Genomic DNA, 16,061 nt, shown 5'->3' with positions numbered 1-16,061 from the left:
CAAGTCAACGAGGAGCTTCTATGAAAATTGTACGTGTGCAAGACATTATCGGTAGTGAACGCGAAGTCAGCGCACAGCAGTGGACCAGCCGTCGTCTGTTGTTGAAAAAGGACGGAATGGGTTTCTCCTTTCATGAAACCATCATCAAGGCAGGCTCCGAGCACACGTTCTGGTACAAGCACCATCTGGAAGCGGTTTACTGTGTGGCCGGCAATGGCTCCATTACTGATCTGGCCACGGGCGAAACCCATGAAATCACCGATGGCACCCTGTACGCGCTGGATAAGCACGACAAGCACATCCTGCGTGGTGGCACTGAAGATATGCGCCTGATCTGCACCTTCAACCCGCCGGTCACCGGTCGTGAAGTGCACGACGAAGACGGCGCCTACCTGCCCGATACCAGCGAAGACTGAAATATTGTCCGGGGTGGGCACGGCCCGCCCCGACTCCTCTCCGGCCGTTCCCGCGCCGGTACCCCGTCAATCCGGTGTTACTCTGAGTACTTTCCCCTCCGGACTGTCCGTCAAAAGATACACGGCCCCGTCCGGGCCGACCCGAACGTCCCGAATGCGTGCTTTCAGCTCGCCAAACAGCGGCGCCTGTTCCGTGATCACTCCATCGGTGAACGTCAGACGGTGCACTTGCCGTGACGCCAGGCCACCCACCAGTAAGCTGCCCTCCCACTCGGGAAATAAGGTGCCGGTATAACGCGTCAAGCCCGAAGGCGCGATGGATGGCGTCCAGTGCCAGAGCGGCGGGCGTATGCCGGGCCACTGTTTGTAGGGTGAGACCCGCGCTCCGGTGTAATCCAGCCCATGGGTCACCGCCGGCCAGCCGTAGTTTCCCCCGGGCGCCAATATATTGAGTTCATCGCCACCTTTGGGGCCGTGCTCATGGCTGAACAGCGTGCCGGAGGTGGCATCAAAGAACAGCCCCTGCACATTGCGGTGCCCCAGGGTGTAGAGCTCCGGGGCGGCCCCTGTCTGACTCCGAAACGGGTTGTCGGCCGGCACCGAACCGTCGGGGTTGAGCCGCACGGTACCGCCCAGGTGATTGCTCACATTTTGCGCCTGTTCGCGATAGTCAAAGCCGTCACCCAGGGTCATAACCAGGGTGCCATCGTCCAGCCAGGCCAGGCGGCCACCGAAGTGGGCGGATGCGGTTTTGGCGGGCCGGGTCCGGAAAATTTCCTCGACCTCGCGCAGAGCTGAATCCTGCCACCGGGCACGGGCCAGGCAGGTATGGTTGGCGCTGTGGCTGCCGCAGGCATAGCTCAGATACAGTCGGCGACTGCGCTCGAAGTCATTTGCCAGGAGCACGTCAAACAATCCGGATTGACCCTGGGCATAGACCTCGGGAACGCCCGAAATGGGGGCGTGCAAATGACCCTGAGCGTCGATATGGCGCAATCGCGCCGGGCGCTCAGTCACCAGCAGCCCACCTTCCGGGAGAAACGCCACGGACCAGGGATGTTCGAGGCCCTCGGCAACCGTTTCAATCCGGTAGTCTGCCGACTCACTGGATGAGGAGGGCTCGGAAAGAAACCCGAGCGCACCGACAAGCACAAGGACTGCGGATGTGGCCAGGGGCGATCGTACCGGTCGGGTCGAACGGTAGGGGCGCCAGCGGGCAAACAGCCAGCCGGCCAGTGCGGCGCAGGCCAGCAAAGCGAGAGTACCCGAAGCAGACCGGGTGGCCGCAATCAATGTCGGCATGGGCGCAAGGGCATCGACCAGTTTCAGGGTGACCGCCAGTCCCAGAGCCGCGCCCAGAGCACAAAGCAGGGGGTGCCAGAGGGGAGAAAGCCAGCGATTGATCAGTAGGGCGAGGGGTTGTGAGACCAGAAAACTGCCGCCAAACAGTGCGGCGAATACCGGACCAAAGAACAGCAGATCCTGTGCGCTGGTCACCAGGCGCACATCCAGCGGAACGGGAAAGCCCATGGATTGAATGGCCAGCAGATTGAATTGCGTTTGAACCAGACTGCCCAGCAGTGTGCCCACGAGCAGGGCCGCGATAAACGCGAGCAGCCATCTGGACCAGGAAGGGAGTGATGTTGGCATGGTCACCTCTGTGCAATGAAGCCGAGAGTGTACCATTCAGGCGTTCTGCTTTTTATCCTCCAGCGCCAGCTCATAAATCCGCTCGTACTCGGCGGCGCTTCTGTCCCAGGAGTAATCGCCACTCATGGCATTGCGCTGCCGTTGTTGCCAGGCCTCGGGGTCCTGATAGAGCGCGAGAGCACGCTTGAGCGCAACGCGCAAGGCGTCGACAGTCGCGGGCTCGAAACAGAAGCCATTGACCGTTAGCGGGTCGTCGCCATCAATCACGGTATCTTTCAGTCCACCCACGGCGTGCACCAGGGGCAGGGTGCCATACCGCAGGCTGTACATCTGGTTCAGCCCGCAGGGTTCAAACAGGGAGGGCATCAGAAACACATCGACACCGGCTTCAATACGGTGCGCCAGGGTTTCGTTGTAACCGAGGGTGACCGACAGCTGTTCGGGGTAATCTTTCGCTAACGCGGCAAAAGCCTGCTCATAGGCTTTGACGCCCGAGCCCAACAGGGCGATCTGCACATCGCCCCGGGCCAACAGCTCCGGCAGGGTTGCCAGCAGCAGGTCCAGTCCTTTCTGTTCCACCAGGCGTCCAATAAAGCCCAGCAGTAAAGTATCCGGCTTGTCAGCCAACCCCAACTCGGTGCACAAGGCCTTTTTATTATCGGCCTTTCGGGCCAGTCTCCGTCGGTCGTAAGGCGCGGCGAGACTGGCGTCCCGGGCGGGGTTCCACTCCTGGGTATCGATGCCATTGATAATGCCACTCAAAACTTCCTGCCGGGCTCGCAAGAGGCCGTCGAGGCCGCAGCCCAGCTCGGGCGTCTGGATCTCCTGAGCATAGCTGGGACTGACGGTGGTCAGCCGTTGGGCGAATACCAACCCGGCCTTGATAAACGACAGTTGTCCGTAAAATTCCAGAAAGTCCGGTTGCCACAACCAGGGTTCCAACCCAAGCCGGTGCATTGTCTGGTAATCAAACAACCCGTGATAGGCGAGGTTGTGAATGGTGAATACCGTGGCGGGCGCTGACGCCTCCCGCGCCAGCAGCTGGCAGACCATCCCGCCCTGCCAGTCATTGGCGTGCACCAGATCGGCCTTCCAGTTGATCCCGGCCCGGCCCATGGCCAGTTCGGTGGCAGCTCGGCAGAGGGTATAAAAGCGCTGGTCATTGTCCGGCCAATCGACGCCCTCCGGCGTCACATAGGGATTACCCTCGCGCTCGGAAAAGGCCGGAATATCCACCAGCCAGACCGTTACCCGGGTGCCCGGCAGACGCGTCTGCCAGAGTTTCACCGGGGTTCCGTCAAGCTCGATCTGTCCGCGCGAGCTGAGGGGTGGCGCCTTGTCGTCCGAGCGCAATCGGGCGAGTACAGATTGATACGCGGGTAGGACCAGGCGCAGCGAGTGCCCCCGTTTAATCAGCGCGCGGGGCAGGGCACCGGCAACGTCGGCAAGCCCGCCGGTTTTGATCAGGGGGAAGGCCTCGCTGGCCAGAAACAGAATATTCATGTCCGGTCGATATCGAGAATGATGGCGCCCAGCGGCGGCAGGGTCAGTTCAATGGAGTAGGGTCGATTCATCCACGGGCGATCTTCGGTTTCCAGCGGCAGAGGGTTACCGACATTGCTCCCGCCGTAGTAGGTGGAGTCCGAATTGAACACTTCCCGGTAACGTCCCGCGCTGGGTACGCCGAGGCGATAGCCTTCCCGGGGCGTCGGCGTGAAATTCAGGATGACCACGAGAAAGCCATCGTCGCTCGCCCGCAGGTAACTGATGACTGACTGGGGACTGTCGTGACAATCAATCCACTCGAAACCGTCGCTGCGGAAGCTGCGCTGGTGCAACTCGGTGCGGGTTTTATAAAGCTGGTTCAGATCGGACAGGGCCGTTTTTACGCCCTGATGGGGTTCAAGGTCCAGTAACAACCAGTCCAGCTCACCGTGATGGGCCCACTCTTTCCATTGGCCGAACTCGCAACCCATGAACAGCAGTTTGGTGCCCGGGTAGGTCCATTGATAGGCGTAGAGCAGACGCAGGTTGGCAAAGCGCTGCCAGTCATCGCCGGGCATTTTGGTGAGCATACTGCCTTTGCCATGGACCACTTCGTCATGGGAGAACGGCAGCATGAAATTTTCGGTAAACGCGTAAATCAGCCCGAAGGTCAATTGGTCGTGATGGTAGTGACGATAGATCGGATCACGGCTCATGTAGAGCAGGGTGTCGTGCATCCAGCCCATGTTCCACTTCATGGAAAAACCCAGTCCGCCCACCCAGGTTGGGCGTGTGACCTGAGGCCAGGCCGTGGACTCCTCCGCCAGAACCAAGGCGCCGGGGTGCTCACCATGACAGAGCTCATTGAGCTGGCGGAGAAAATCAATGGCTTCAAGATTCTCATTACCACCATAGCGGTTGGGCAGCCAGTCACCCTCTTCCCGGGAGTAGTCCAGATAGAGCATGGACGCCACCGCATCGACTCGCAGACCGTCGATATGAAATTCTTTCAGCCAGTAAAGCGCATTGGCCAGCAGAAAGTTGCGCACTTCGTTGCGGCCGTAGTTGTAAATCAGCGTGCCCCAGTCCCGGTGCTCGCCTTTACGGGGGTCTTCATGTTCATACAATGCGGTGCCATCGTAGCGGGCCAGGGCGTGCTCATCTTTCGGAAAATGGGCGGGCACCCAGTCCAACAGAACCCCGATGCCGGACTGGTGAAGGTGATCGACAAAGTACCGGAAATCATCCGGCGAACCAAACCGGCTGGTCGGGGCAAAGTAGCCGGTGGTCTGGTAGCCCCAGGAATCGTCCAGCGGGTGCTCGGTAATGGGCAAGAGCTCGACGTGAGTAAACCCTAAAGGCTTGACGTAATCCACCAACTGGTGCGCCAGAGTCCGGTAATTGATGAATCCACCGTTTTCCGTTCGGCGCCAGGAACTCAGATGCACTTCGTACACCGACAGTGGGGCGTTTTGCCAATCCCATTGGCGTCGCTGCGTCAGCCATTTCTGATCCTGCCACTGATACTCTGAGGGAGCGGTTACCAGAGCGGCGGTTTTGGGACGAACCTCAAACGCCTGACCGTAGGGATCCGTCTTCATCTGGATGTGACCGGAGTGCCGGTTGCGGATTGAATACTTGTAGAGGGTGCTGGGCTCCAGCCCGGGAATGAACAGCTCCCAAACACCGCTGCCTCCGCGCACCCGCATGGGATGAAGCCGGTCATCCCAATGGTTGAAATCACCCACAACGCTGACCCGCTCTGCCGCCGGCGCCCAGGTGGCGAATAACACGCCGGCCACGCCGTCGACGGTGCGCGGGTGTGCTCCCAGAACCTCGTACACCTGCCAGTGCCGTCCTTCGCCAAACAGGTGCAGATCCATATCGCCCACTTGTGGCGCGAAGGTGTAAGGGTAGTGCGCGGTATGGGTGCAGTTGTGGTGGTCCTGCCATTCGACTTCCGGGTGTTCGGGTAACTGTGTTGCCTTCCCTTGCCACGACCAGAAGTCTGACTCCGCTTCTTTGGTTAAAGTCAGCTTGCCTTTAACCCCGTTGAGAGAAGCCTGGCTTGCCTGGGGTAAAAACGCGCGAAACAGAAGGGTATCCGGCTTTCCCGGTACCGGGTGTCGACCCAGTACCTGAAAGGGATCGTGGTGTCGTGCCTGAGCCAGGCGTTGGCTGGCTTCCTTCAGAGCAGTCGCTGGCATGGGAGAGGACTCACAGCATGTATGTCGTTAAAGCGTAATAGGGATGGCGTTATATTACCAGTGGTTTGTGACCTTTCTGTTGGGTTGCTTTTGCCGCCACAATTCGCGGAACAAATTGATCTTGAACAAGCAGACCCGCTCGTTTTGAGACTACACTTAGTAAGCAACTTGAACGGTAACTTCGAGGGGCCAATGGATTGCCTGAACAGTTTGGTGGCGATGGGAATCCTTGGCACTGTTATTGCTGACTATGATAATGCGGGCACTTTATTCGTTGATCGAATAACAGGCGCTCCGCTCGCTTTGGGGATTCATTATGCTTACGTCGACATCGGGCCGTTTTGTCAGCCGTCTTACTCGGGAAACCCTGGCCATCGTTCTGGCCGGCGGGAGAGGCTCCCGACTTCATGAGTTGACCAACTGGCGCGCCAAGCCGGCGGTCCACTATGGCGGTAAGTTCCGCATCATTGATTTCCCCTTGTCGAACTGCGTGAATTCGGGCATCCGTCGAATCAGTGTGTTGACCCAATACAAATCCCACTCACTCGATCGGCACATACAACGTGGCTGGGGGTTCCTTGGTGGCGAACTCGGAGAGTTTGTTGAGCTGCTGCCCGCGCAGCAGCGCATGGGGGAAAGCTGGTATGCCGGCACGGCCGACGCCGTGTGGCAGAACCTGGATATTATCCGGCGTCATAACCCCGCCTATGTATTGATTCTGGCGGGGGACCACGTATACAAGATGGATTACGGCACTATGTTGGCAGCCCATGTGGAGCGCGAGGCGGACATTACGGTCGGCTGTATCGAAGTGCCGTTAGAGCAGGCCAGCGCATTTGGCGTGATGAACATCGACACCGACAACCGGATCACCAAATTTCAGGAAAAACCCCGGGACCCAGAGCCCATGCCCGGCTCTGAAGATCAGGCCCTGGCGTCCATGGGCATTTACGTTTTCAACACCGAGGTGTTGTTTCGGGAGCTTCTCAATGATCAGAACCTGCCCGGCTCCTCCCATGACTTCGGCAAAGACATTATCCCTTCATTAATGAAAAGCCACCGGGTCATGGCGTTTCCATTCCGCGACCCGATTACCGGCGGCAAGGCCTACTGGCGGGATGTGGGCACCATCGACTCACTCTGGGAAGCCAACCTGGAGCTGACCGGCATTACGCCGGAACTGGATCTCTACGACTCGGAATGGCCCATCTGGACCTATCAGGAGCAGGTGCCCCCGGCCAAGTTCGTCTTTGATGACGCAGAGCGCCGCGGCAACGCTGTAGACTCCATGATTGCCGGTGGCTGCATTGTGTCCGGCGCCCAGGTGCACCATTCACTGCTGTTTCCCCGGGTGCGGGTTCACTCCTACTCTGAGATTACTGACTCGGTGCTGTTCCCCCGGGTAGATGTCGGCCGGAACTGCCGAATCAGGCGAGCGCTGATTGACCGGGGCTGCCAGATTCCGCCGGGAACGGTGATCGGTTTCGACCCGGAAGAGGATAAAAAGCGCTTCCATGTGTCGAGCAAAGGCGTTGTGCTGGTCACTCCGGAAATGCTTGATGAGGCATACCCCCATGTGTTCTGACAGTGTCAAGCCCCGGGTGAAAGTGGTGTTCTGCTGGCATATGCACCAGCCGGATTACCGGGACCGGTTGACCGGGGAATACTATTTTCCCTGGACCTATCTGCATGCGCTGAAAGATTACACCGACATGCTCGTGCATCTGGAGGACAATCCCAAAGCGCGGGCCGTGGTGAATTTTGCGCCCATTCTCCTTGAGCAGCTTGACGATTATCAGGCTCAAGTGGACGACTATCTGGATAGCGGGGCCAGCATCCGTGACCCCATGCTCGCGGCACTGATTCAGAAGCAATTGCCGGAGCCGGGTAGTGAGGACTATGAGACGCTGGCACAGAACTGTTTGCGAGCACACCGGGACCGGATGATCGAGCGTTTTCCGGCCTATAAATTTCTGGTCCAGATTCTGGAGCAGACCACCGACAGTCCGCAGCGCCAGTGTTATCTCAATCCCCAGTTCCTGATTGACTTGGTGGTCTGGTACCACCTTGCCTGGTTGGGGGAAAATCACCGTCGGGATGACCCGCGGGTTCAGACTCTGCAGACCAAAGGCGGCGGTTTCAGCGATCAGGATCGTCGAACTCTGTTGTTGGTGATTGCCGAACAGTTACGGGCCATCAAACCCCGTTATCGGGCTCTGCGGGACGAAGGGCGCATTGAGTTGGCCATGAGCCCCTACGCTCACCCCATATTACCGCTGCTTCTGGATTTCAACAGCGCCCGGGAAGCCATGCCCGATGTGGTCCTGCCCGAGTCGGCCGGTTACCCCGGCGGAGAGGAGCGGGCTCACTGGCACCTCAAACAGGGGCTCGAGGTGTTCGAGGGTTACTTCGGATCACGCCCGAAGGGCTGTTGGGCATCGGAAGGGGCGCTCAGCGGGGAAACCCTCAAGCTGCTTACCGACGAAGGGTTTACCTGGACCGCCACGGGAGACTCCGTGTTGCACAACAGTCTGAAAAAAACCGCCAATGCCAAACAGGCTCCCAAGCACCTGCACCGCGCTTACACCTTCGACCAGCAACCGATCCGCTGTTTTTTCCGTGATGACGGCCTGTCCGATCTGATCGGCTTTCAATACTCCGACTGGCACGCCGAGGATGCCGTGGGCGATCTGATCAACCACCTGGTGCGCATCGCGGATGAAAGCGATAACCCGGATGCCTGTGTAATTTCCATCATCATGGATGGTGAAAACGCCTGGGAGTACTACCCGGAAAACGCCTGGTACTTTCTCGAAGCCCTCTACCGACGCATCAGCAGTCATCCACGGTTGGAGATGACGACTTACGAGTCGGCGCTGGAGGATACGAAACTGGACACGGTGGCGCTCGATCATCTGGTCGCGGGAAGCTGGGTCTATGGCACCTTTTCCACCTGGATTGGCGACCGGGACAAAAACCGCGCCTGGGATATGCTTTGTGAAGCCAAAGCCGTTTACGACACGCATTGCGAAGGGCTCCCCGAGCCTGAACAGAAAGCCGCGCAGTTACAATTGGCGCAATGCGAAGGGTCCGACTGGTTCTGGTGGTTTGGTGATTACAATCCGTCCGAGAGTGTGCAGGACTTTGACTACCTTTACCGGCGCCATTTGACCAATCTATACCGGTTGCTCAAACAGCCACCACCGGATTATTTACAAAGCGCCTTCAGTCACGGCGGTGGCGCACCGGCCGCCGGCGGCGTCATGCGGCGCGGCCATGCGGAGGGCAGTACCTGATGGCCCTGCGCGATCTGCCGCACCCGTTGTTACAGCACCGCAGGGCCGGGGTACTGCTGCACCCCACATCATTACCCGGCCCGGGAGAGCAGGGCACCTTGGGCGCCGACGCTTTCCGGTTTGTGGACTTTCTATCCGAGTGTGGGTTTACCGTCTGGCAGATGTTGCCGGTAGGCCCCACCCACGCCAATCGTTCTCCTTATCAGACCCTGTCGATTCACGCGGGCAATCCGGCCCTTATTGACCTGGATGATCTGGTCAGTAGCGGTTGGCTGACGTCGGAACAACGACAGGCGCTTACCGGAGAGCAGGCGCGACGACAGGCGGCCGATACGTTCTTTGCGCAGTATGATCAGCATCCGGAGCAGGCCGAAGCCTACGAGCGTTTCTGTCACGACCAGCGCCAATGGCTGGATGATTATGCGCTGTTCATGGCGTTGCGCGATTGCTACCCGGGCGATGACTGGACGAAGTGGCCGGATGATATTCGCCTGCGCCGGGCACAGGGCATGGCGCGCATGCGTCGGGAGCTCAGTCAGAGCATTGAAGCGCGTCGGTTTGAGCAGTTTGTTTTTGACTGGCAGTGGCAAGCGCTGCGTCAGTACGCACGGGAGCGAGAGGTTGCACTGTTCGGTGATATGCCGATTTTTGTGGCTCATGACAGCGCCGATGTCTGGGCCAACCAGGACCTGTTCAAGCTGGACGCAGACGGCCAGCCCCTGAGTGTCGCCGGGGTGCCGCCGGACTACTTTTCCGAAGACGGACAGCACTGGGGCAATCCACATTACAACTGGGATGAAATGCAGGCCAACGGCTTTCGCTGGTGGCGCGAGCGACTGAACACGCAACTGCGTTGGTTCGATCTGATTCGGCTGGATCACTTTCGGGGGCTGGAAGCCTTCTGGGAAATTCCGGCGGCAACTCCGCAGCCACGACTGGGACGATGGGTCGAGGCGCCGGGACGGGCTCTGCTCAACAGCCTGTTCCGGGAACACAAGAACCTGCCCCTGGTGGCCGAAAACCTCGGCTTTATAACCCGAGCGGTCGAGGCCTTGCGCGAAGAGTTTCGCCTTCCCGGCATGGTGGTATTGCAGTTTGCCTTCGATGGCAATGCCGACAACCCTCATCTGCCCCATGCTTACGACCCTCACTCGGTCGTGTACACCGGAACTCACGACAACGACACCAGCCTCGGCTGGTATCAGCAGCAGCCTGAATCGGTTCGCACGCGCCTGATCGAGTACTGCCATCAAAGTCAGGAGCCCATGCCCCAACTGTTGGTGCAACTGGCACTATCTTCGGTGGCACGACTGGCCATCATTCCCTTTCAGGATTTACTCGGCCTCGGCTCCGAGCAGCGGATGAACCGCCCGGGTACCGAGGACGGCAATTGGCGCTGGCGTTTTGTCTGGCCCCAGGTGCCGCCGAGCCTGAATGAGTCGATCCATCACTGGTTAACGCTTTACGGGCGGCAACCCAATTTACCCTTGCAACCATCAAGATCATGAGGTAACCCATGGAGCATCGATGCAGTCGACGAGTCTCACTCAATATCAACACACTGATCTACAAGCACGGTGTACCGGTGGCGATGGGGCGAATCAAAAACGGTAGTAGTCACGGTCTCTATCTGGAAACCGACTACCAGGACGTGCGTGAGCTGCAGAAACTGGAGCTGGAAGTACTGCTGGGGGATCGCGTCAAGGGCAATCGGCGCTGTTGCGTAGCCGCTCTGGTGGTGCGTAAATCCATGACGGGCGTGGGCCTGGAAATGGAGATGCTTGAAGAGCATGGTGCCAAACCCCTGCGAGAGTTTATCGAGCAACGTCAGCGAGACCCTCACCGCATGAATCGGGACCTTTTGGCCAATACGGCCGCGCGCGCCGCGCAACTGGCCCCCGATGAATCATCCCTGGTACGTCGTCCAGTTCGCCACTCCTGATAGCGAGCCATTGACCGGCTGCGGATAGATAAGTTGGGGGCCTGAAAGGCCCCTGCGTGATCTAGTCCTCTGTCTCGGAGTTCTCTGTCTCGGCAGCCTCGGAGGAGGCCCACCCCGCATCCGGCGCGAAACGCTGGCCATGCAACTGCGCGAGCTGTTGCAACCGCTGCTGAATGTCGGCAAAGCCGCGTTCATGGGCGTACTTCATGGGGCCGCCGCGGAAGGGAGCAAAACCGGTACCAAAAATCATCGCACCGTCGAGCAGCTCCTCATTGTCGATGACGCCTTCGCGCAAGCAGGCCATGCAGGCATTGAGCATCGGCAGAATCAATCGGTCCAGAGTCTCTTCCGGTGCCCGGGGTGGGCTGTTGCGTTTTTTGGGCTTGCCTTTGTCCCAGACGTAGAGACCCTCACCGGTTTTTTTGCCGAGTTTTCCCTGATCCACTTTATCCTTGAACCACTGGGGCGTTTCCGGCAGCTCGTTATCCAGCCGTTCACGTAACATCTCCGCCACACCGAGGCAGATATCCAACCCCACCTGATCGGCCAACTCAATGGGCCCCATGGGCATACCGAAATCCAGCGCTACCTGATCGATACTTTCCGGGCTGTGGCCTTCATCCAGCATGACGATGGCTTCGATCAGGTAAGGGGTCAGCGCCCGATTGACCAGAAACCCGGGGGCACTGGATACGGGGGTGGGTAGCCGACTGATCTGACCGACAAACTTTTTCGCGCGCTCGAAGGTTTCGTTGTTCATCTTCGAGTGCTGTACCACTTCGACCAGCAGCATTTGCGCGACCGGATTAAAGAAGTGTACGCCCACCATCCGCTCCGGATGTTTCAATCCGTCCTGGAGTTGTTCCAGCGGAATACTGGACGTGTTGGTGGCCAAAATGGCACCGTCTTTCAGTTTCGGCTCCACCTCGGCGAACACCTTGTGCTTTATTTCCAGCTTTTCCGGAACGGCCTCCAGTACAAGATCGGCCTGGGCAATACCGTCGTGATGAAAATCGGGAATCAGCCGGTCCAGAACGGCCCGAGTGTCCGCACTGGAGAAGCGCTTCTTGCGGCACAGGGCTGCTGTTTTGCCAATCGCTTTGGCAATCATTTCCGGTTGGGTATCAAACAGCGTGACCCTAAGCCCCTGAATGGCACACCAGCCGGCGATGTCGGCGCCCATGGCACCGGCGCCAATAACGTGCACTTGTCGAATGGGTGCCACCTGCGGATCAACGGATGTAAGTGCCTTCATCTGTTCGCGCAGGAAAAAGACCCGCACCAGATTGCGCGAGGTGTCGCTGGTCAGCAGTTTGGCAAAGGAGTCCACTTCGTGGCGTAAAAGGTCGGTTCCGTTGCGGCCGTATTTTTCCCACAGGTCCACCAGGGCGTAGGGGGCGGGGTAATGTTCCGGCGGCGCTTTTTTCGCAGCCTGGGCACGCATTTTTTTGCCGACAAACCGACGCAGGGGATCAATCCGGAACAGCCTGGCCTGCCAGGTGTTTTTGCGTTTTTTAACCTTCCCGGACATGACGGCGCTGATTGCATTGGCCACGTGCCGTTCCTGTACCACCAGATCGACCAGGCCCTGCGCTTTGGCTTTGCGGTCACGGGTATTCTTCCCGGTCAGCATCATGGTCATGGCGGCCACCGGGTGAATCAGATCCACCAGCCGGCCGGTTCCGCCCAAGCCCGGATGCAGGCCCAGCAGCACTTCAGGTGTGCCCATGGATGCGCCGGCCACCGCTATGCGGTAGTCGCAACACAGAGCCAGCTCAAGACCACCGCCAAGCGCTGCGCCGTGAATCACCGCCACCGTCGGGTAGGGCAGGTCGACCAGTCGCTTGACCAGCCCGTGAGCGCGGGTCAGCTTTTCGCTCACTTCCTGCTCGCTGTGCAGATGCCGAAACTCCTTGATATCAGCTCCCACGCAGAAGCTTCCCGGCTTGCCCGAGCGCAGCACCAGGCCCGTGGGCGGATTGTCCTGCAGGGCATCCAGCACCTGACCCAGCTCCTCCAGTACATCGGCTGAAAGAACGTTGACGCTGGAGTCGGCTTTGTTCAGCAACAGCCAGGCAACATCCTGTTCATCCCGGCCGAGTTGCCAGTGCTGCCAGGGACCGGGGTTATCCCTGGACGGTTCGTGGCCAAAGGGCCCCAGCTCCAGGGCGCGCGCTTGCAGGGCAGAATAGACGGGACCAGTCATAGCGCTCTCCTTAAACTCGTTCGATCATCATGGCGCCGGCCTGGCCGCCACCGATGCATTGGGTGGCGATGCCACGTTTGAGACCTTTGCGCTCAAGGGCGTTGAGCAGGTGCAACACGATGCGGTTACCGCTGGTGCCCACCGGATGCCCGAGGGCCACCGCGCCGCCATCAATGTTGAGCTTGTCCCGGTCAATGCGACCGAAACAGTGCTCCAGCTTGAGCGCTTCGCGGCAGAAAGTTTCATCTTCCAGCGCCGCAAGGCAGGCGAGCACTTGCGCGGCAAAGGCTTCGTTGAGCTCCCACAGGTCGATGTCGTCGAGCCGGTACTGGTGACGTGACAACAACTGCGCAATACTCATCGCCGGGCCCAGACCCATGATTTCGGGGTCTAGGGCAGACCAGCAGCTATCGGTAATCACCGCTCGCGGCGTCAGGTTGTGTTTTTTTACCGCTTCTTCCGAAGCCAGAATCATCCAGGACGCACCGTCAGTGATCTGGGAGCTATTGCCCGCGGTCACGATGCCGTAGGGGCGTTCGAACACCGGTCGAAGTTTGGCCAGATGCTCGACCGAACTATCCGGCCTAACACCGTCGTCTTCTTTGTAAATACGCCCGTCGGCGGAAATCGCCGGGACCACTTCGTTGTCCAGCCAGCCTTCCCGTTGGGCCCGGGCCAGACGCAGGTGACTGCTTACCGCGTATTCATCGGCCTGGGCTCGGGTAATGCCGAACAGTTGGGCAATGACTTCCGCCGTCTGCCCCATATTGAGCTCGACAATGGGATCGGTGAGACCACGCTCTAGCCCGATCACGGGTTTGAACAGGGAAGGGCGGAACCGTCCCAGCGCTTTCAGTTTGGCCATGGGGCTTTTGGCGAGCTGAAGGTCCGCCAGCCAGTTCACCGCTTTCTGTTGCAACAGCAGCGGGGAGTGGCTCAGTGCTTCAGCACCACCCGCCAATATAAGGTCCGCACTACCACCCTGGATGGTGCGGTATGCGGTATCGATGGACTGCATGCCCGACCCGCAATTGATCTGTACCGTAAAGGCCGGCATGGCCTCGCCCATGCCCAGGCGCAGCGCCGCCACGCGCGCCGGATTCATCTCCTCGGAAATCACATTCACGCAACCGAGAATCACCTGGTCAAACTCGGTGGGGGCCATCGGTTGGCGCAACAGCAGCGGTCGTCCGGCCTGAACGGCCAAATCGACCGGCGTGAAGGGACCCGGCCGGCCTCGCGCTTTCAGAAAGGGCGTTCGGGCGCCATCAACCAGGTAGACCGGGCGCCTCACAGACGGTGAGTTCGAATCATTCGCCATGGTGGCTCCTTTTAAAGTCACGGCATTCGATAAGTTCAGCCTCAAGCATAAGGCTTTAGGGCACCGAGCGCCAACTTTGGCGAGCCCGCCTGATTTCGGTTCTGCCACGAGCGGTTTACTCTTGCGACAAACCGAAAATCAAACTAATCTAGGCGATCAAGCTCGCTGTGTCTGACGGAGTAGCGGGTGTTGTGAAAACAACAGAGTGAACCGGGACGATGGGGCATATAACCAGCAGCGAAGCATCGCTCATAGAGGCCTTTGATCATTATTTTCGGGTGTTCCTGACCGGTCGTGACCCAGAAGCATCCGCAGCGCTGGCAACGGATGGGATTACCGGTTTCGGCACAGGTCGAGATGAACGGGTTTATGGGTTGGATTCGGCGCTGCACCTGTACCAACGGGAAGTGGAATCGGTCCCCGATCCCATTCACTTTACCGTGCACCGACGCAAGGCCATCCTGCTGGATGATCAATACGGGCTGGTCATGGGCGAGATGGACTGGCACACCGAAATACGGCAACGCAAAGTCACCTTCTTCGGGGTTCGGGTATCGCTGATCATGGCTCGCGATGGCGGCCACTGGAAGGTGGTTCATAAACACTTGTCCCAACCGTCCACCGCCCATGGGCCCGATGAAGGCTATCCGCTGAGAGAAATTGAAGCCGAGTCCATCGTCCTGGAGCGCATGGTTGAGCAGCGTACCCTGGAGCTTGAGCAGGCGCACCAGGAAATGCAGCGTCTGGCCGTTACCGACCCGCTGACGGGCCTGTTTAACCGGGTCAAGATTGACGATGTCCTCAATTTGGAGCTCAGCCGTCAGACTCGCCAACCGGATCCACTGTCGGTGATCATGTTGGATATTGATGATTTTAAGCCGATCAACGACCGGTACGGCCATCGCAAAGGCGATGAGGTTCTGGCTCAGTTCGCCACGATACTGACCTCCCGCAGCCGCAAAACCGACTGCCTCGGCCGCTGGGGTGGAGAAGAGTTTTTGATTGTCTGTCCCAACACTGAGTTGGCAGCCGCCGAGCGACTGGCCGAAGATCTCCGCCGAGTAATTGCCTCCCACCCGTTTGATCTCGGCCAGCCATTGACGGCCAGCTTGGGCGTGGCCGAAAGCTGTTTTGGCGACACGCCCGAAACGCTGGTGGAGCGTGCCGATGTCGCGCTCTATTCGGCCAAACACCAGGGGCGCAACCGAGTGACCGGCGCGCCCCTTGCCTCAGGGTAGGGCATCCAGCTCGGCCCGAAGCGCCTCTCCTGTGGGCTTGAGTTGAGCCAGCCCTTTTGCCGTGCGACGTTCGCTGAGCCAATAGAGGATCGGAGCGGCAATAAAGATAGACGAGCCGGTTCCCACAACAATGCCAAACAGCATCGGCCAGGCGAAGCTCTGTACTGCGGCGCCACCCGCAATCGCCATTGGAACAATAGCCAACACGGTGGTGATTGAGGTCAATAAGGTGCGGCTCAGAGTCGCGGAAATACTGTCGTTAAACAGCGTCCACAACGAGGGTCCGACGGTATCCTGGAA

11 protein-coding genes and 1 pseudogene are annotated in these 16,061 nt (G+C 59.1%); 6 read left to right on the top strand and 6 right to left on the bottom strand.

The window, feature by feature from the left end:
* The first annotated feature begins 20 nt into the window (after positions 1-20).
* Positions 21-416 carry an ectoine synthase gene (locus B3187_RS14480; RefSeq protein WP_024460201.1) on the top strand — a complete coding sequence of 132 codons (396 nt, stop codon included), beginning with the start codon at positions 21-23 and terminating at the stop codon, positions 414-416.
* A gap of 66 nt (positions 417-482) precedes the next feature.
* Here the strand turns inward: B3187_RS14480 and B3187_RS14475 are convergent, their stop codons facing one another.
* Genes B3187_RS14475 through glgB form a run of 3 tightly spaced genes read right to left on the bottom strand, consistent with a single transcriptional unit; the run spans position 483 to position 5,758 of the window.
* Entirely contained in the window at positions 483-2,066 is a 1,584-nt protein-coding gene (locus B3187_RS14475; protein ID WP_286807185.1) for a PQQ-dependent sugar dehydrogenase, read from the bottom strand.
* A 36-nt stretch (positions 2,067-2,102) separates the two neighbouring features.
* The gene (gene glgA, locus B3187_RS14470; protein ID WP_286807183.1) at positions 2,103-3,569 is read right to left on the bottom strand and encodes a glycogen synthase GlgA; all 1,467 of its coding nucleotides are present in this window, start codon (positions 3,567-3,569) and stop codon (positions 2,103-2,105) included.
* Complete coding sequence (glgB, locus tag B3187_RS14465; protein WP_024460198.1) at positions 3,566-5,758, bottom strand: 1,4-alpha-glucan branching protein GlgB; 2,193 nt, start codon at positions 5,756-5,758, stop codon at positions 3,566-3,568. Before glgB ends, glgA begins: the two co-directional genes overlap by 4 nt.
* A 316-nt stretch (positions 5,759-6,074) precedes the next feature.
* Here glgB and glgC point away from each other — a divergent pair, with 316 nt between their 5' ends.
* From glgC to B3187_RS14445, 4 genes are read left to right on the top strand one after another with little or no spacing between them, the layout of a single operon-like run.
* On the top strand, positions 6,075-7,343 hold the full coding sequence (gene glgC / locus B3187_RS14460) for a glucose-1-phosphate adenylyltransferase (protein WP_286807182.1): 1,269 nt from the start codon (positions 6,075-6,077) through the stop codon (positions 7,341-7,343).
* Positions 7,333-9,054 (top strand): glycoside hydrolase family 57 protein, encoded by a 1,722-nt coding sequence (locus tag B3187_RS14455; RefSeq protein WP_286807181.1) that lies wholly within the window; start codon positions 7,333-7,335, stop codon positions 9,052-9,054. The genes glgC and B3187_RS14455 overlap by 11 nt, the downstream gene beginning before the upstream one ends.
* A complete protein-coding gene (malQ, locus tag B3187_RS14450; protein ID WP_286807179.1) occupies positions 9,054-10,562 on the top strand; it encodes a 4-alpha-glucanotransferase in 1,509 nt (502 codons plus the stop codon). The genes B3187_RS14455 and malQ overlap by 1 nt, the downstream gene beginning before the upstream one ends.
* An 8-nt stretch (positions 10,563-10,570) precedes the next feature.
* Positions 10,571-10,996 (top strand): hypothetical protein, encoded by a 426-nt coding sequence (locus B3187_RS14445; RefSeq protein WP_286807178.1) that lies wholly within the window; start codon positions 10,571-10,573, stop codon positions 10,994-10,996.
* Positions 10,997-11,057: 61 nt separating this feature from the next.
* On the opposite strand, the gene B3187_RS14440 is transcribed toward B3187_RS14445, so the two are convergent.
* The gene (locus B3187_RS14440; RefSeq protein WP_286807177.1) at positions 11,058-13,202 is read right to left on the bottom strand and encodes a 3-hydroxyacyl-CoA dehydrogenase NAD-binding domain-containing protein; all 2,145 of its coding nucleotides are present in this window, start codon (positions 13,200-13,202) and stop codon (positions 11,058-11,060) included.
* A 10-nt stretch (positions 13,203-13,212) separates the two neighbouring features.
* The gene (locus B3187_RS14435) at positions 13,213-14,523 is read right to left on the bottom strand and encodes an acetyl-CoA C-acetyltransferase (RefSeq protein ID WP_286807176.1); all 1,311 of its coding nucleotides are present in this window, start codon (positions 14,521-14,523) and stop codon (positions 13,213-13,215) included.
* Between the two features lie 218 nt (positions 14,524-14,741).
* Between B3187_RS14435 and B3187_RS14430 the strand changes: the two genes are divergently transcribed.
* Positions 14,742-15,761, top strand: a complete 1,020-nt coding sequence (locus tag B3187_RS14430) for a diguanylate cyclase (protein ID WP_286807175.1) — start codon at positions 14,742-14,744, stop codon at positions 15,759-15,761.
* On the opposite strand, the pseudogene B3187_RS14425 reads toward B3187_RS14430, so the two are convergent.
* Positions 15,753-16,061 (bottom strand): annotated as a pseudogene (locus B3187_RS14425) (hypothetical protein); the annotation flags it as partial. The gene B3187_RS14430 and the pseudogene B3187_RS14425 overlap by 9 nt on opposite strands.

It is taken from the genome of Marinimicrobium sp. UBA4209 (genome assembly GCF_002381585.1).
GTDB classification, from domain to species: Bacteria; Pseudomonadota; Gammaproteobacteria; order Pseudomonadales; family Cellvibrionaceae; genus Marinimicrobium; species Marinimicrobium koreense.
The sequence above is the reverse complement of the archived record's forward strand: the minus strand, read 5'-3'. Positions and strand labels throughout refer to the sequence as shown.

What these genes read in the sequence shown, in the direction of transcription:
- B3187_RS14480 (WP_024460201.1), top strand. Translation starts at nt 21, where the DNA reads ATGAAAATTGTACGTGTGCAAGACATTATCGGTAGTGAACGCGAAGTC.
- B3187_RS14475 (WP_286807185.1), bottom strand. Translation starts at nt 2,066, where the DNA reads ATGCCAACATCACTCCCTTCCTGGTCCAGATGGCTGCTCGCGTTTATC.
- glgA (WP_286807183.1), bottom strand. Translation starts at nt 3,569, where the DNA reads ATGAATATTCTGTTTCTGGCCAGCGAGGCCTTCCCCCTGATCAAAACC.
- glgB (WP_024460198.1), bottom strand. Translation starts at nt 5,758, where the DNA reads ATGCCAGCGACTGCTCTGAAGGAAGCCAGCCAACGCCTGGCTCAGGCA.
- glgC (WP_286807182.1), top strand. Translation starts at nt 6,075, where the DNA reads ATGCTTACGTCGACATCGGGCCGTTTTGTCAGCCGTCTTACTCGGGAA.
- B3187_RS14455 (WP_286807181.1), top strand. Translation starts at nt 7,333, where the DNA reads ATGTGTTCTGACAGTGTCAAGCCCCGGGTGAAAGTGGTGTTCTGCTGG.
- malQ (WP_286807179.1), top strand. Translation starts at nt 9,054, where the DNA reads ATGGCCCTGCGCGATCTGCCGCACCCGTTGTTACAGCACCGCAGGGCC.
- B3187_RS14445 (WP_286807178.1), top strand. Translation starts at nt 10,571, where the DNA reads ATGGAGCATCGATGCAGTCGACGAGTCTCACTCAATATCAACACACTG.
- B3187_RS14440 (WP_286807177.1), bottom strand. Translation starts at nt 13,202, where the DNA reads ATGACTGGTCCCGTCTATTCTGCCCTGCAAGCGCGCGCCCTGGAGCTG.
- B3187_RS14435 (WP_286807176.1), bottom strand. Translation starts at nt 14,523, where the DNA reads ATGGCGAATGATTCGAACTCACCGTCTGTGAGGCGCCCGGTCTACCTG.
- B3187_RS14430 (WP_286807175.1), top strand. Translation starts at nt 14,742, where the DNA reads ATGGGGCATATAACCAGCAGCGAAGCATCGCTCATAGAGGCCTTTGAT.